Origin of the sequence: Halarcobacter bivalviorum, assembly GCF_003346815.1 — a bacterium.
Classification (GTDB): Bacteria; Campylobacterota; Campylobacteria; order Campylobacterales; family Arcobacteraceae; genus Halarcobacter; species Halarcobacter bivalviorum.
In genome coordinates, this window is record NZ_CP031217.1 from 1,585,364 (window position 1) to 1,601,616 (window position 16,253).

Annotated in this window: 19 protein-coding genes; 2 read left to right on the forward strand and 17 right to left on the reverse strand. The window is 28.9% G+C overall.

Annotation, left to right across the window (positions count from 1 at the left end; translation table 11 throughout):
• Positions 1–18: 18 nt before the first annotated feature.
• The 7 genes from ABIV_RS08070 to ABIV_RS08100 form a co-directional block, all read right to left on the reverse strand.
• Positions 19–429 carry a hypothetical protein gene (locus ABIV_RS08070; protein WP_129088495.1) on the reverse strand — a complete coding sequence of 137 codons (411 nt, stop codon included), beginning with the start codon at positions 427–429 and terminating at the stop codon, positions 19–21.
• Positions 395–781 (reverse strand): YbjQ family protein, encoded by a 387-nt coding sequence (locus ABIV_RS08075; protein WP_114839389.1) that lies wholly within the window; start codon positions 779–781, stop codon positions 395–397. Before ABIV_RS08075 ends, ABIV_RS08070 begins: the two co-directional genes overlap by 35 nt.
• 85 nt (positions 782–866) lie before the next feature.
• The gene (locus ABIV_RS08080; protein ID WP_114839390.1) at positions 867–1,436 is read right to left on the reverse strand and encodes a pentapeptide repeat-containing protein; all 570 of its coding nucleotides are present in this window, start codon (positions 1,434–1,436) and stop codon (positions 867–869) included.
• A 1-nt stretch (position 1,437) separates the two neighbouring features.
• Complete coding sequence (locus ABIV_RS08085; protein WP_228254273.1) at positions 1,438–2,340, reverse strand: DMT family transporter; 903 nt, start codon at positions 2,338–2,340, stop codon at positions 1,438–1,440.
• Positions 2,341–2,438: 98 nt separating this feature from the next.
• A complete protein-coding gene (locus tag ABIV_RS08090) occupies positions 2,439–2,756 on the reverse strand; it encodes a hypothetical protein (RefSeq protein ID WP_228254274.1) in 318 nt (105 codons plus the stop codon).
• Positions 2,757–2,812: 56 nt separating this feature from the next.
• Positions 2,813–3,205: a NifB/NifX family molybdenum-iron cluster-binding protein gene (locus ABIV_RS08095; protein WP_114839392.1), complete on the reverse strand. Its 393-nt coding sequence runs from the start codon at positions 3,203–3,205 to the stop codon at positions 2,813–2,815.
• A gap of 28 nt (positions 3,206–3,233) precedes the next feature.
• Positions 3,234–3,557 carry a winged helix-turn-helix transcriptional regulator gene (locus tag ABIV_RS08100; protein WP_114839393.1) on the reverse strand — a complete coding sequence of 108 codons (324 nt, stop codon included), beginning with the start codon at positions 3,555–3,557 and terminating at the stop codon, positions 3,234–3,236.
• A gap of 130 nt (positions 3,558–3,687) precedes the next feature.
• Between ABIV_RS08100 and ABIV_RS08105 the strand changes: the two genes are divergently transcribed.
• Positions 3,688–4,212, forward strand: coding sequence for an NAD(P)H-dependent oxidoreductase (locus ABIV_RS08105; protein WP_114839394.1), 525 nt, complete (start codon positions 3,688–3,690; stop codon positions 4,210–4,212).
• Positions 4,213–4,231: 19 nt separating this feature from the next.
• Here ABIV_RS08105 and ABIV_RS08110 read toward each other — a convergent pair whose 3' ends face one another.
• The 9 genes from ABIV_RS08110 to ABIV_RS08150 all read right to left on the reverse strand — a co-directional run bounded on the left by ABIV_RS08110 (position 4,232) and on the right by ABIV_RS08150 (position 15,098).
• Positions 4,232–5,176, reverse strand: coding sequence for an NAD(P)-dependent oxidoreductase (locus ABIV_RS08110; RefSeq protein WP_114839395.1), 945 nt, complete (start codon positions 5,174–5,176; stop codon positions 4,232–4,234).
• Positions 5,177–5,189: 13 nt separating this feature from the next.
• Positions 5,190–5,702 (reverse strand): hypothetical protein, encoded by a 513-nt coding sequence (locus ABIV_RS08115; protein WP_114839396.1) that lies wholly within the window; start codon positions 5,700–5,702, stop codon positions 5,190–5,192.
• A gap of 35 nt (positions 5,703–5,737) precedes the next feature.
• On the reverse strand, positions 5,738–6,346 hold the full coding sequence (locus ABIV_RS08120) for a pseudouridine synthase (protein WP_114839397.1): 609 nt from the start codon (positions 6,344–6,346) through the stop codon (positions 5,738–5,740).
• Positions 6,347–6,396: 50 nt separating this feature from the next.
• Positions 6,397–8,103, reverse strand: a complete 1,707-nt coding sequence (locus tag ABIV_RS08125; protein ID WP_114839398.1) for an AAA family ATPase — start codon at positions 8,101–8,103, stop codon at positions 6,397–6,399.
• A 203-nt stretch (positions 8,104–8,306) separates the two neighbouring features.
• On the reverse strand, positions 8,307–9,272 hold the full coding sequence (locus ABIV_RS08130; RefSeq protein WP_114839399.1) for a hypothetical protein: 966 nt from the start codon (positions 9,270–9,272) through the stop codon (positions 8,307–8,309).
• A 15-nt stretch (positions 9,273–9,287) separates the two neighbouring features.
• A complete protein-coding gene (locus ABIV_RS08135) occupies positions 9,288–10,421 on the reverse strand; it encodes an SIR2 family protein (protein ID WP_205526921.1) in 1,134 nt (377 codons plus the stop codon).
• Positions 10,422–10,589: 168 nt separating this feature from the next.
• Positions 10,590–12,125, reverse strand: a complete 1,536-nt coding sequence (gene guaA, locus ABIV_RS08140; RefSeq protein WP_114839400.1) for a glutamine-hydrolyzing GMP synthase — start codon at positions 12,123–12,125, stop codon at positions 10,590–10,592.
• 127 nt (positions 12,126–12,252) lie between these two features.
• A complete protein-coding gene (gene nhaD / locus ABIV_RS08145; RefSeq protein ID WP_114839401.1) occupies positions 12,253–13,647 on the reverse strand; it encodes a sodium:proton antiporter NhaD in 1,395 nt (464 codons plus the stop codon).
• 2 nt (positions 13,648–13,649) lie between these two features.
• Complete coding sequence (locus ABIV_RS08150; protein ID WP_114839402.1) at positions 13,650–15,098, reverse strand: L-aspartate oxidase; 1,449 nt, start codon at positions 15,096–15,098, stop codon at positions 13,650–13,652.
• A gap of 98 nt (positions 15,099–15,196) precedes the next feature.
• Between ABIV_RS08150 and ABIV_RS08155 the strand changes: the two genes are divergently transcribed.
• Positions 15,197–15,613 (forward strand): DciA family protein, encoded by a 417-nt coding sequence (locus ABIV_RS08155; protein ID WP_114839403.1) that lies wholly within the window; start codon positions 15,197–15,199, stop codon positions 15,611–15,613.
• Here ABIV_RS08155 and ABIV_RS08160 read toward each other — a convergent pair.
• Positions 15,597–16,196, reverse strand: a complete 600-nt coding sequence (locus tag ABIV_RS08160; RefSeq protein ID WP_228254275.1) for a M48 family metallopeptidase — start codon at positions 16,194–16,196, stop codon at positions 15,597–15,599. The genes ABIV_RS08155 and ABIV_RS08160 overlap by 17 nt on opposite strands.
• Between the last annotated feature and the right edge of the window lie 57 nt (positions 16,197–16,253).

Sequence of the window (16,253 nt, forward strand, 5' to 3'; positions counted from 1 at the left end):
ATTATTCTAACATAAAAATTAATTACAGCTTTTATATTTTTGAAGTTTATATAATATATCTTTTTGTTTATAAACTTCATCTATCTTATCTTTTGTCTCACTATGAGTTTCAATTGCAAACCATAATGGAGGAAAAAGAATTGTAGAAGCATACCCAATTGCTTGATTTTGAGTTCGAGTAGAGTTTATTTTATCAATATTTTTTTCATTGAAGGTATTAAGCTCTTTTATCTGAATTATAATCTCATCACATGAGAGAATTAAAAGTTCTTTTTCAAAATCTGTTTCTCGAATTTCCTCATTACTATTAACTGAACTATAGTCCTTAGGTAAATCAGGTGCATTTTTTGCACATGAATTAAAAAAAACTGTTATTAACAGTAGAAAAACAATTTTATTTAACAAACTTAATTGCTCGACCTTTACCATTTAAACTCCCCCAGCTCACCATTGAAATACCTACAGTACCATATCTTACAAAAACAACTGCATCTGCGCCTATTTTTGATGCTTCTTCTTTTAGCTTTTCATTAACAGCTTCTTTTGTAGGATCTGGATGAAAAAGAGTAGTTTTATTTACATCAACACTTAGTTCTGCAAGGACACTATATTTTTTATCAGTAATATCACCTTCTGAAAGAATCACTTCCTCTTTTTGAGTTTTTGCCTCTACTTTTGAATTAGGAGTCATTTGAACCTGACTTGAAGACCAAGTAGAACATCCTGTAAATAATGATAATACAAGCAATGAACTTGCAACTATTTTAAAATTATTTTTCATATATAATCCCACCTTTTGATAATTTTAAGAATTATATATTTAATTTGATAAAAATAATATTATTTTAACTTTATATTAAAATAAATTATTTAATCTTTATAGGAAGTAATGTTAAAAAACTAAGAGCTTCAGGTAAAGAGAAGCTGGTATCTTTTAAATCATTTAATTTAGGGTCAATAAGATAGTTTTTTGATGTTTCAAAGTTTGCTTTTTTTAAATTATTCTTTATAAAAGAAGAAAGCTCTAAATCACAGTTATCAAAAATAGCTTTTTCTAAATTACACTCTTCAAAACCAGTATCTTTTATAATAGAGTTTTTAAATAACATCTTTCTTAAATCTAAAAGATGAAAAGAGTTTTGAGAAATATTACAAGAATCAAAGTTAACATCAAAAGGCTCATCACAAGAGCTCCATGAGATACCTATTAACTTTGAGTTTTCAAATTTAACATCATTAAATGTTGAGGATTTCAAAGAGGCCAAAGATAAATCACAATTGATAAAAGTACACTCTGTAAATTTACAAGAATCTATTAAAGCCTTTGAGAAATCACACTTTATAAAGGTGCAATTATCAAAATAAATTTTATAAAGTTCCTTTTCTTTGTATTTTACAAACTCTTCTTCCCAATAATCATCTATTTTAAAACTCATACTAATCTCTTTTTTCACTCTTTGTAGTTTTTTTACTTACTAAAATCCCACCAATAACAATAAGTACAATACCAATAAATGTATATATATCAGGGAAACTATCTCCTAAGATAACACCAAAGCCTAAAGCAAAAGGAATATTAGTATAACTAACAACACCAATGATACTAGCCTTACTTAGACTATATGCCTTTGTTAATAACCATTGTGAAGCAGTAGAAATAAGAGCCATAAAAGCAATTAAACTCCAAATAAAAGGGTCAGTATGTATCTGAAACTGTACATAAGGAGTAAATAAAAATAGACCTAAAGGAATAAGCATACCAACTCCCATAAAAGAAAGCATAATAACTCTAGCATCATAAATATCTTTGATTTTCTTTATAGTTGCATAAGCAGCAGCTGAGAAAAAACCGCCTAAAATACCAAAGATATGGTCCAAAGAAATCTCTATACCAAAAGGTTTCATAATAAATATAACTCCTATAAAACCTATAATAAGAGCAAAAAAAGTAGCTAGATTAATCTTCTCTTTCATCAAATAGTATGCAAGAATTGTCACAAAAAAAGGCGACGTTTTATTTAAAACAACAGCTTCTCCAAGAGGAATAGTTGAAATAGTGTAAAAGAACAGTACCATCGCTGTTCCACCAAATAAACCTCTTAAAAAAAGCAGATGAATTTTTGAAGTATTAAAAGAGACTTTTATCTTTTGTAGACTATATAAAATAATCAAACCTCCAATCAAATTTCTATAAAAAACCACTTCAACAGGGTCCATAGAATCAGATAATATTTTTGCTATTGCTCCATTAAGTGCTCCAAAAAGAGAACTTAAAAGCATAAAAAGAACACCAGTATCTATTGATTTTATTTTTTGAAAAGAGTTAATATTTTGAGGCAAGTATTTCCTTCTATTTTCTTAGTAGTATTTGTAGTGATAACTTATTAAAATAGTATATTTGGCGTATTGTACTTTAAAAAAAGATGTTTTTCAATAAATCATTCACCATTTAATACAGACATAACAGTAGCTCTACTTGTCTTTAGTTCTTGAATTATTTTACTTATATTTATATCACCACTTTCGGTGTAATACTCTTCATCATCTAACATTCGTAAGATTTCATCTTTTTTATCAAGTATTTCTTGAGGAGTTTGTCTTTTTTGAAAAGTGAAATCCTCCTCACTCATAGTTTCCATAGCTTCTAAATCTCTTTTGATAGTAGGAACTGTTACCTTAAGCTCTTTTGCTAAATCCTTCGGGTCTTCAATTCCTCTTTCAAGTAGTTTTCGCAAAGCTATTCTTCTAGTTTTCATTTTACGTCTACGGTGATATGAGATTTTCACTATTTTTCTTATCTATAATTTATTGTTTATACAAACTTTGAAGATAGTTCATTTAAAATCTTAGTTGACTCAAAAGAATCACCATTGTATTTTATAAGTTTTATTCCTTCACTTGTAAATGATTTTGCAGTATTTTTACAAGCTTTTTTAACTACAATATAATCACACTCTTTTAAAGCTCTTCCCATTTTATTGTGTTGTTCAATATGATCAGCATCATCATGTGAATGATCACAGGCATGCTCTTCTTCTGGATTACTATGGTCGATATCACTTCTAGGATTTTGTTTTATTTCATCTAGATTAAACGATTTGAACATTCCTGAACCACTCATTGTATATACAGCAAACTTAGGAGTATGCCCTGCATTTGGGAAAAAGCTTAATTTTTCATCTTTTACTGGTATTGCTATTTTCATTTTATTCCTTGAAATTTTTATTTATAAATTATTCTTCTATATATTGAAGTAAATCAGGTCTTTCTTTTGAACCCCATTTACACATTTCATCTAAAATAGGTATTAAGGACTCTCCTTTTTTTGTCAAACTATATTCAACTTTAGGAGGTATGGAAGGATACTCTTTTCTATTTATTAATTTACTTGATTCTAACTCTTTCAATTGAGAACTCAGCATTTTATAAGTAATTGAACCTATTTTTCTTTGTAATTCATTGTATCTTATGACCTTATATTCATCTAATAAATACAAAATTACCATTTTCCATTTCCCTGATATTAGAGATAATGTATAACCAAAAGGTGTGTCTATTAGGGGGCTTGAAGTCTGATTGTTTCACTTTTATACTATCCTTTTGTATAGTATACTACAAAAAAGTACATACTTACATTTTATTTTATTTTACAATACAATTCGCTCAAATTATATTAAAAGGTTTAAAATGAAGAAAATATTAGTAAATGTAGTACATTCAGATATTGAAAAATCAATAGTAAATAAAAGATTAGTTGAAGGTATTCAAGATATGAAGAACATAACAATTAATAACTTATATAAAAAATATCCTGACTTTAAAATAGATGTAAAAGAGGAGCAAAAACTACTTTTAGAACATGATACTATTCTTTTTCAATTTCCAATGTATTGGTTTAGTTCTCCTTCTCTTTTAAAAGAATGGTTTGATACAGTATTAGCACCAGGTTTTGCCCATGCAGGAGCATCTATGTTAAAAGGCAAGTCTTTCGCAGTTGTTGTTTCTTGTGGTGGAGCTAAAAAAGCATTTAGTACAACAGGAAAAGATAAAAAAACTGTTGAAGAGTTTTTGTATCCTTTTGAGATTACAGCAGAATATGTAAAGATGAATTATAAAAAAGCTTATATTACTTATGATACAGAAACAGTTTTAAGTGAAGAGACTCTTAATAAATATACACAAGATTATATTACTTATGTAAAAGAGTTATAAAAAGGGTTTATTCCCTTTTTTAGTAACCTTTTTTTGTATCTACAAAAGGTGGGATAATACCTTTTTTAAAGTATTCTAAAATATTTTTTGAAGCTATCTTTGAAGCTGTTTTCATATTTGTAGGAGCTGAGATATGAGGTAATACTGTTATATTTTCATTTTCCCAAAAAGAAGAACTACTAGGTAATGGCTCTATATCAAATACATCTAAAACAGCATGGCAAAGCTCTTTTTTATCTAATCTTTTAGCTAAGTACTCATAATCTATAATTGCCCCTCTAGCAAAGTTTATAAGAGAAGCTTTCTTATGAAGTAAATCTAGCTTTTGCTTATTAAGTAAGTTTTTTGTTTCATCGGTAAGAGGTAAGAGGCAAACTACTATATCAGCACCTTTTAAAGCTTGTATTAAACCCTCTTCTTCATAAAAAGTAGTAACACCTTCTATCTCTTTTTTAGTTCTTGCCCACCCAGAAACACTAAAACCATTTTCTTTTAATTTTTGTACACTCATCAAACCTAGATTACCTAAACCAAGAACTAAAATATTTCTCTCTTCTGGCAATGTTTCTATATGCTGTTTCCATTGCTTTTGTTTTTGCTGTTTTAAATATAGTGGCATATTTTTATGCAAATATAAAGTCCATGCTAAAACTGACTCAGCCATAGTTTTAGCTAATTGTAGGTCAGTCATACGAACTATTTTAAAAGAAGAGTTTGGAAGGTCTTGCAGAAGTTTTTCAACTCCAGCCCATAAGCTTTGTATCCATTTTAGATTTTTTAGTTGGGCTATATCTTTTGGATTTGGGTTTGCTACTATTGCTACAGTTGAAGATAGTTTTTGTTCTTCTGATAACTCTTCAAAAGGAATTATTTTATATTCACTCATTTGTCTTTGTAAATGCTCTAACCATAAATTTGTAGTCTCTTCATCACAACCACTTACAAAAGGTACTATCCTTTTCATGAATACTCCTACTTTATAAAATCTTTTCTATATCTTCTTTTAGTTTCTTTGAACTTTCATCTAATACATTATCACTATTTTTAGAGATAAACTCTTCTAAGCCAGTTGTTTTCATAGGAAACTGTTTTGAATACTTTATAATCTCTTCTTCTAGTGTACTAACCCCTGCTTTTGTTTGAATTAAATAGATAGAAAAAGTGTTGTCTTTTATACTAAATTTCACATGGTTGAAATATACCTTTGCATCTTTAAATATATAATCTAAAGTCAAAGTATCTTTTCTAAAGAAAGGAAATGCCTGTTTAGCCTCACCTAAAATCTCTGCTAAAGAAAAGTATCCTAAAGTATCAGGTGTCAAGTTATCACAATAAATTCTTTTGTCTTCTTTTTTGAAGAACTCATCAACTAATCTTACAAAAAAATTAGGAGACATAACTCCTATCTCTTTTAATAGTTCTTTGTTTATATACTGAAATATTAAGTGTGAGTTTTGTTTTATAAAAGCTTTTAGTTCATTTTCTTGCATTGAAAAGTTCCTTTAAAAGTATAAATCCTATTTTATCAAGTAAGTGCTTCATCTAGGTTGTCTAATTCGATAACATCTTCTGGAAGTAAGTTTCCTAGATGAATATTTCCTATACGAACTCTTACTAATCTTAAAGTAGGAAAACCAATAGCTGCTGTCATCTTTCGTACTTGTCGAAACTTTCCTTCAGTAATAGTAATCGATACCCAAGAAGTTGGACCATGCTTTGATTTTCGAATATTTCTAGCACGAGGTGGCAATTTTGGTTCATCTTCTAACTTGTAAGCTTTGCAAGGAAGAGTCTTATAGATACTACCATTTGTACTAATCTCTACACCACTTTGTAGATTTTGTATTGCTTCATCAGTGATTTCCCCATCTACTTGAACATAATACTCTTTTTCTATACTCTTATCTCTAACTTTGTAACTTACCATCCCATCTGTTGTAAGTAGAAGTAACCCTTCAGAGTCCATATCTAACCTACCAATAGCCATAGTCTCTTCTGGAAAGTCAAAGAAATCACCTAACAAAGTCTTACTCTTTTTTGGTCTTGGTTTAAATTGACTTACACAGCCCCATGGTTTGAACATTTTGAAGTGGTGGTGTGATTCAACTTGATTTTCTTGACTAATAGCTGTCATTAAAATGGCCTTTAATGGTTTTTATTTTAGATTCGTGATTTTAACAACTTTTAAATTAAAACCATTTTTATGTCATTGTAAGATATTTCTTCATTTAACTTTACAAATATTGGTTTTAATTTTATCTTTCCATCTTCAGTAAAGTCTTCTTCATTATTAGCATCTTCTATTTCATTTACTACTTTTTTAACTTTGTTTATAACACTTAAGTTTGGCATATATTTTGAGATGTCAAATCGTGGTTCTTCTTCTTTTATCAAAGATAAATGCTTCATAATAGTAGATACTGAAAACCCTGCATTTTTTGCTAAGATTTCTAAAGTATCAGATGATTGCACTAGATTTTTTGTTTTGATATGATTTGCTATTTTTTCTTCTATTTGAGGTTCTTTATCTAATACCTCTTTTTCTTTAGCTATTGCTTTTTGGTCGATTAAACCTCCAAGCTTTTCTATATATGCTAGATTTATAAGTTCTAATTGCCTTTCATCATATGACTCTATTTTGTCATATGCTTTTTTTGAAGCTTGTTTGATTCTTGGGTCGATACTTAAAATAAGAGGGTCTACACTTAAAGCTTTTTCATTAAATCCCATTAGTTTTAGACCTTCTATATTTTTGATTCTTGATAATGCAACATATCCTTGCCCTACTTCAAAAGTCTTAGATAAATCAATTTGAGCAGCATCTAAAGTCATACCTTGAGATTTATGAATAGTTATAGCCCATGCAAGTTTTAAAGGTATTTGTGAAATCTTAGCTGATACTTTTCCTTTGTCGTTTTCAATAACCCAATCTTCATATTCTACTTTTATGATATAACCATTTGATAGTTTTACTATTGGAAGTTGTTTTTCATCTTTTGAGAAGTCAATAACCACACCAGTGGTACCATTGATATAGTATTTTTCTGGATTATTTTTAATAAACATAACAACAGCATCTTTTTTAAGTGTTAGCTCTTCTTGAACAAGAGCAGATTTAAATAGTTTTTCAATATTTGTTTTTGCACCTTCACTTTCATAGCTATATGTAACAGCCCCAGTGGAAAGTTTATTAAGCTCATTATTGTTTATTCTATCAACATCTAAGTTATGAGTATATAGTTTTGTAGGAGTAAACTCTATACCTAACTCTTTTTGATGTCTTTGATTTAAAATATCATAGGTTTGTTGTGAGATTTGTCCACTTCTTATCTCATCTAACACGAAGATTAGTTGATTATCATCTTGTCTAAACTTCTTCTCTAAATAGCACGTTTGTAAATCAAGCTCTTTCCAAGAAGGACTTTGCCATGAAAATCTTTTTGAATCATTTGATTGAGAGATAGGAGGCAACTGAAAGAAATCTCCTGAAAGTATCACTTGAATACCTCCAAATGGCTTATCATTTTCTTTAAAGGCTTGAAGAATTTTATCCATAGCAGTAAAGATATTTGGACTCACCATAGATATTTCATCGATGATAAGAATCTTTAGCTTTTTAAATCTAGTTTGTAATTTCTTTTTATCTAAAAGTAAAGAGATAAAATGCTCATCTACACTATCTTTTAACCCAAGTGAAAAACAAGAGTGTATCGTCTGACCATTTAAATGAGAAGCTGCAATACCAGTAGGAGCTACAATAGTAGGAATAATTTTTCTTGATTTTAGATATAAAACATATTCGTTTAAAACATAAGTTTTACCCGTACCTGCTGAACCTGTTAGAAAAACATTTTGACCAGACTTTAGTACTTTTAGTGCTGTTTGTTGCATTTATTGCCTATTAAATATTTTTTAGAATAATAGCGTATATGGAGTTGTAAAGAGGTAATAGTTATAAATGATGAATGAAATAAAATATATAGCTTTCTGTCACTTTTAAACTTAAACATCTAAACTCAGCTATAAATAAAGGTAAAAGTGGAAACTCATAACCTGACCCTATTTTTCAATTTTTGCAATTTCAAAAACTAGCATTAATAAAACTTGTTATTTTTGCTTGAATAAAATCCAACTATATCACTCACAGATTCTAATGACAAATTAAAAGTATAAGGCTTTAATTTGTTATTTCTACTATTATTTAATCTAAATTCTAAGTCTTTTAAATCCGAAGGCTTTTCAAAATACAATATAGGATAAAGTGTACCTTTATATTTGATAATATTATCAGATATTTCATTTTCACTTAATCCTTCATTTTTCCAGAAGTCATACATAGAAAATTCATTTCTTTTTTTTAACTCGTAATCAAAAAGTGGATATAAAAGTTCAAAAGCTTTAAGAATAGTCCATATATACTCTTTCTGAGCTGTATGGCAAAAATTACATGACCAAATGTAAATATTAGTAATATCATCTACTGAGCAAGGCAACTTTAATGACTTAACCCCTTTTAATTCATTTAAAACTAATGTAATTGGAATCTTTTGAGAGTTAGACTCTTCTTTTCCATTTCTTTTAATGCTACAACTTTTAAATCCTATAATCTCTTTTATTTTATTTTCTATGGCCAGTCTTATTTTAAAAGGTATTGAAAAGAAATCAAGCTGACTATTATTAGATAATAAATCAATTGATGAATATGCATTTTTATATATATTTGACTTTGATATGTGAAATAATGCGTCAGATGTTATTATTGTTTGCGTAAGAAAAACTAAAGTATTAGAAGTTTTTAAATTATTTTCTGATAAATAAAGTTTAATATCATCAATTAAAAGCTTTAATAGTTGTTTTTTATCTTTTTCCCAATCTATAAAATCAGTAATTACTTGTTCTTTATCATTTAAAATATTCTTTGCTTGCTCAAGAAACATAATAAGATGTGTTCTTTTTTCTTTTAATCTTTTCTTAGAAGGAAAACTTGTAATTTCATAAGGACTCTCATTAACTAATTTCTCCACCTCAATTATTATAGAATCTAAATTATCATTAATCATTATTTAACCTTCAGATTATTCTCTAATATTTTTTAAAATTAATGGTATTTCGTTATAATCATCAACCCAAATTAAACCAACACCAAAAGAAATTGCATCATTTTCCTCAAATTTTTGCATTAATTTAATTAAATCATTAACAACATCATCTAATTCAATATTTGCTCTTTGTTTTTCATCTAAAAGTCGGGGATCTTCTGACAATAGCTTTTCTAGTTCTTTTTTTACTTTCTTTTTATCATATCTTTTTTTTAAACAAAAATGATGAATTTCATCATCCCCTCTTTCATTTTTCGCAATATCAAGAAGCCTTCTTAAATTTGGATCTGAAAAAGAAACTCCAATAAATAAACAGTTATAATCTTTAAACTTATTGATTTGAATTAAATTGCTCCAACCATAGGTATCAGTATATTGCTGATGATATCCATTCTCACTTAAGACAACTTTATTTTTAGATGTTAGCTTACCTTGTCTAGGTAAGTATCCATGTACATGATAAATTGGTAATTGATTTTTTTTATAATTCATTCCTCTTGCATGTATAGGTGTAAATGGAATATCCACATCAATATTTCTAAGACATTCTTCTATAATATCATCATAATTATACGTAATAATTGAATCTAAATTAGGACTTCTTCCTGCTGCAATACAAAATTGCCTAATTTCTTTTAATAAATCACTATCTTTAAGGTTTTTATCAATATTTTCATATAAAACATCTCTTATTGATTTTTCAAATGCTACTGTTGAGTTCGGATTATTTTTTTTAAAGTAACTATGTAAATAACGCGCTGAAATTAATGAACTTGGTTCAAAAACACTATTAAAAGTTCTTGCAAGAACACTTGACTTGTTATCCTTTTGAGAGTCATTATCTGACTTAATTGTAAGTAGAAATAATTTTTGTAATAATTCATCCCAACTAGGTAAACCATAATCTATTGAAGTTCCAGCACCTAGAACAAATACAAGACGTTCACTTTTATACCAGTTTTTGACTTCGTCAATTTTATCTTGTTGAGAATAATGAGCTATTTTATAATATAGATTTTTATTAAAAAAACTATCCAAAAAATCAGTTTTATCATTAAAAAAATTCAAGAAAAGTTTTGAATTAAACATAGTTGATTTACTGTTATACATTACTATCCTTTTTAATAAAGCAAGTAAAGTTTATCAAAAAAAATAAAATAATATTATTAAATTATATTAGAAAAGTATAAATTCAATTAAAAAACTAAACAAAGACGTACTTAAAGTACGTCGAAGTTCGTATCCTTAGAAAGGTGCGTCGAAATTACGACAAAAAAATTATTCCCACTCGATAGTTGCAGGAGGCTTAGAAGAGATGTCGTACACCACTCTATTAATCCCATCAACTTCATTGATAATTCTTCTAGAAATAGTTTCTAAAATATCATGTGGAATATGTGCAAATGTAGCAGTCATACCATCAGTAGCTTCTACTATTCTAACACATACAGTGTTATCATAAGTTCTGTTATCACCCATAACACCTACAGATTTTACGTTTAATAGTACTGTAAATGCTTGCCAAGTTTTATCATATAATCCAGTTGCATGTAATACATCTAACATGATAGTATCAGCTTTTCTAAGAAGTTCTAAATCAGGCTTATTAACATCACCCATAACTCTAATAGCTAGTCCTGGTCCAGGGAAAGGGTGTCTTCCAATCATATCTTTTGGTAATCCAAGCTCTAATCCTAAAAGTCTTACTTCATCTTTGAATATTTCTCTTAATGGCTCGATTAGTTCAAAAGTCATCCAATCAGGTAGTCCACCAACATTGTGGTGAGATTTAATTGTTTTTGAAGGTCCTTTAACTGAAACTGATTCAATAACATCAGTATATAAAGTACCTTGTGCTAAGAACTCAATACCATCGTGTTTTTTAGCTTCTATATCAAATACTTCAATAAAAGTTTCTCCGATGATTTTTCTTTTTGTTTCAGGGTCAGTAACACCTGCTAATCTTGAAAGGAAAGTTTCAGAAGCATCTACAGTTACAAGGTTTACACCTCTACTTTTAAACATAGCTTCTACTTGTTCTCTCTCATTTGCTCTTAATAATCCATTATCTACAAATACAGGAATTAACTGGTCACCAATAGCTTCAGCTAAAAGTGTTGCAACTACAGAAGAATCAACTCCTCCAGATACACCACAAAGAACTTTTTTATTTCCTACTTGGTCTTGGATTTTTTTAATTTGTTCTTTTGCAAAAGAACCCATATTCCATGTAGATTCACATCCACAAATATATTTTGCAAAGTTTTTAAGGATTAAAGAACCTTGTTCAGAGTGATAAACTTCTGGGTGAAATTGAAATGCATAAATTCTTTCAGCTTCATTTGCAATTGCTGCAAAAGGAGAGTTTTCAGAAGTTCCAATAACTTCAAATCCATCTGCAAGTTGGTCTACTTTGTCTCCATGAGACATCCATACAGTTTGACCATCATTTGTATCTTTGAAAATTTCACACTCTTTTTCAAATGTAAGTTTTGCTTTCCCATATTCATGATGATCAGCTGGAATTACACTACCACCAAAGAATTGAGAAATAAGTTGCATACCATAACAAATTCCTAAAATAGGAAGACCTAAATTAAAAATTTCTTCATCAGGATGATAAGCATCAGCAGCATAAACTGAAGCTGGTCCACCAGAAAGAATAATACCTCTAGGAGTTCTTGCTAAGATATCTTCAATTCTTTCGTTATAAGGCACAATTTCAGAGTAAACACCTGCTTCTCTAAGCTTTCTTGCAATAATTTGTGTATATTGACTACCAAAATCTAATACAACTATTGGTACATGTTTCATTAAACAGATTCCTTTGTTTTAAAGTATCCGCGATTATATCTAAAATGTGATTTGAATTTAATTAATAGAGAATTTAAGAGAGGAAAATATTGTATGAAGGAAAAGCCTTCATACAATTATAATATTTTTAAGCTATGTGATAAAAACCTAAGATTTCGTATTGTAAATACCATACTGCAACAGATACAAAATATCCAATTACAATAGTCCAAGCAAGTTTCATATGAGCACCAAAAGTATAAATACCATGTAATTTACCCATAACACCAACACCTGCTGCTGAACCAAATGAAATCATAGAACCACCAACACCTGCTGTAAGTGTTACAAGCATCCATTGGTCAAGCCCCATTGTAGGATTTGCTTTAAGTACTGCTGACATAACTGGTACGTTATCAACGATTGCAGATAAGAAACCAACACCAATATTTGCCCAAGTTGGACCTAATACATCTGGTTGATAAACTACAACTGCTAATCCTAACCATCCAATAAAATATAATGCTCCAACTGCTGCTAGAATACCGAAGAAGAACATTAATGTATTATTTTCAATTTTTGCCATAGAGTGGAAAATATTAAAGTGATCTGTTCCAAATTTTCTTTTTAAACCATAAGCATAAACTTTAAGTAAAGAAAGACCGAACATCATACCCCACATAGCTGGTAAATGTAATACTTGGTGAGACATTACCGCACAAAAAATTGTAAATACACCAAGTCCCATTACTACTTTTGCACCTTGAGCCATCTCTGGTTTAGACTCTTTTGAAGCATCAAAAGATGGTTTATCTTCAGGAACAAATTTAGATAATAAAAATGCCGTTACTAAATATCCAGTAACTGATGCTGGGAAAAGGAATAAAAAGTCTGTGAAAGTACCTTTACCTGCAGTCCAAGCCATAAGAGTTGTAATATCTCCAAATGGTGACCAAGCACCACCAGCATTTGCTGCAACAACAATATTAATAGCACCTGGTACTAAGAAATCTTTTCTTGTTTTTTCAATTGTAATTAATACAGTAGAAAGAATTAATGCAGTAGTTAAGTTATCTGCAATTGGAGATAAGAAAAATGCGATAAATCCAGTTACCCAGAACATCTTCTTATAACTATAGCCTTTAGAAACAAGGTTATATTTTAATCTATCAAAAACTCCCATATGAATTAATGACTCAATATAAGTCATTGCAACAAAAAGGAAAAAGAAAATTTCAGCAATTTCTAAAATTAAGTGTTGCGCTTGTGTATGAACTAAGCTCATATTTAAACCATTTAACGCATAATATAACGCAACTAAAATAAACATAAATGTACCAATAAATAAAGCTGGTTTAGCCTTATCGATACCATACTTTTCTTCCGCCGCAACGAAATAATAACCAACAACAAATATAAACAAACACGCAAATCCAACCCATGTCATAGTTAGATCAGCTGCAACTTCTCCTGAGGCAGAACCACCACCCGCAGCGAATAATGTTATAGATGACAGAAAAAATACTATCAACAGTTTTAACATTGTTACTCCTTAATAAAATGAGCTCCAATTGAGACTTCCCTTTCAACCGCAGCTTTTAAAATAGATTTTGCCGTAAGTAGCCTTAAATGTAGCAGTCTTCCCACATCTTCTTCTAAAAATTTATCTATTTTTTCAAGAGTAAGTCGTAAAGCCTTTCTATCTCTAACAATTGCAGCATTTTCCCACATTAGTTTTCGTAAAGAGTCTTTTATTTTCTTGTCTATTTGTTTATTTCTTATATACTTTTTTATCTCTTTTTTGTAGTTTTTCTCATCTATTTTAAAATCATTTTTTAAAGTCTCTTCAACAGCAATTTTTGAGAAAACAATTCCTTCAAGTAAAGAGTTTGAAGCAAGTCTATTTGCACCATGTATTCCATTGCAAGCTGCTTCACCTATAGCATAAAGATTTTTCATTCCAATAACTTTTGCTTTTATATCAGTTTGAATTCCACCCATTGCATAGTGAAAGGCAGGAGAAATTGGCACTTTTTCAAAAGGAAGTTCAAAACCTAAGTCTTTTAAATTTGCATAGATATTTGGAAATCGTTTTATAAAGAAATTCTTTTCAAATTTATCAAAAGATAAATAGATTCCTAATCCCGTTTTTTTATGATAATCAAAAATAGAACGGCTTACCACATCTCTAGGAGCTAACTCTCCATCTTCATGGTAATCAAATAAAAATCTATAATCATTTTCATCTACAATATAAGCACCCTCACCTCGTAAAGCTTCACTCAATAGAGGTTTTCTAGCAAAATGTGTACCCTTTACTACTGTAGGATGAAATTGCATCATTTCCATATCTTTTAGTTTTAAACCTTTTTCAACACATAAACCTTGGATTTCTCCTGCTATTGCAGTTGAGTTAGTATGATATTTATATATAGAGCCTACACCACCACTTGCAATAATTGTAGTATGAGCATAAGCTATTTCTTCATCAGTTTCTGAAGTAAAGAATTGAACTCCATAACAAATATCATCATCAATTAAAAAATCATTAACTACTACATTTGTTCTGATTTCATGGTTACATTGTGAAAGTAAAAAAAGATGAACCATTCTACCTGTTGCATCTCCATCAGCATGTAAAATTCTACTTCTGCTATGAGCTGCTTCTTTTGTAAAAGCTAATTGTCCTTTATCATTTAAATCAAACTCTAATCCTGCTGAAATCAAATCATTTATACAAGCTCTCGAGTTTTCACTTAAAACTCTTACTGCTTCTTTATTATTTTGATTAACACCAGCAACTAAAGTATCTTTAATATGAGGTTCTATATCATCTTTATCAACTGCAGTTGCGACACCACCTTGTGCCCAAAAAGTATTACAATCCCAAGGAGATTTTTTACAAAGTATTAATACTTTTTTATCCTTTGGAATTAATCTTGCTGCATTTAATCCTGCAACACCTGTACCTATAATAATATAGTCATATACCATTATTTTGAAGCTTCTTTTTTAGTATCTTCTACATATGTTGGTGGTGCTTTGTAACCACATCCACTAAAAGATAATAAAACTCCTGCTATAATAAGAGTATGAAAAAAATTAACGAAATACTTAGTCATCTTAAGAATAGTCCTGAATTCAGAAAGATTAATACACAAAAAACAATTCAAGATTTTATTGAATTATTACCAGCCACCTTAAAAAAGGGTGTAAAATTTGCTTATATAAAAGCAGATATTTTATACTTTGTATTAACCCATCCTGTTTATAAAATGGAGTTTGAGTATAACAAGAATTTAATAAATACACTATTAAAAAAGTATCCACCTATTGAAGTAAATGAGTTAAAATTTTTCGTTACTAATAAAAGAGAAAAAAAAGAAGAAAAAAAAGAGGAAGCTCCTTTCTTTATAGAGCGTTCTCACGGTATTTTTACCAACTATATCACAGATGAAAAACTTCGTGCAAAAGTAGAAGAGATAAGAGCTATTATAAAAAACTCTTAAGTAATTTTTCTCTTTGCTTATAATCTTGACAATATTTTTCAACCAAATTCCAAAAACTTTTTGAATGATTTTTATGTTTTATATGAGCAAGTTCATGGATTACAACATATTCTATTACTTCAATGGGAAACTGAATAAGTAAGATATTAAAGTTAAGTCCATTTCTATAGTTGCAAGAACCCCAAGTTCTCTTATTTTTTCTATATTTAATAGAGGTTGGGAAAAGATTCATTTTTTTTGCAAATTCATCTACTAATTTGGGGATTATTTTCTTGGCTTCTTCTTTATAATATAACTCCAACTCTTTATCATCTAAATTATTTTTTAAATATCTTTTTCCATATAATAAATAACTATTATTATTTTTTTCTTTATTAAAAAAGTATTCTCTTCTTTTAACTATCCACTCTTTTTGTCTATTTATTAAATCAAGAGCATCAATTTTTGAAAAATATTTATATGAAGATATTTCCAATAAGTTTTTATCTTTAAGCCTTAAATATACGTGTTTATTAGATATTTTCTTTCTTATAGTTACATTATATATTTCTTGATTTATTTTAACTTTAAACTCTTCTATCACCTTATTGAGACCACTTTCTAAGAATATAATAGATATAATCATACTTTAAATTTACTA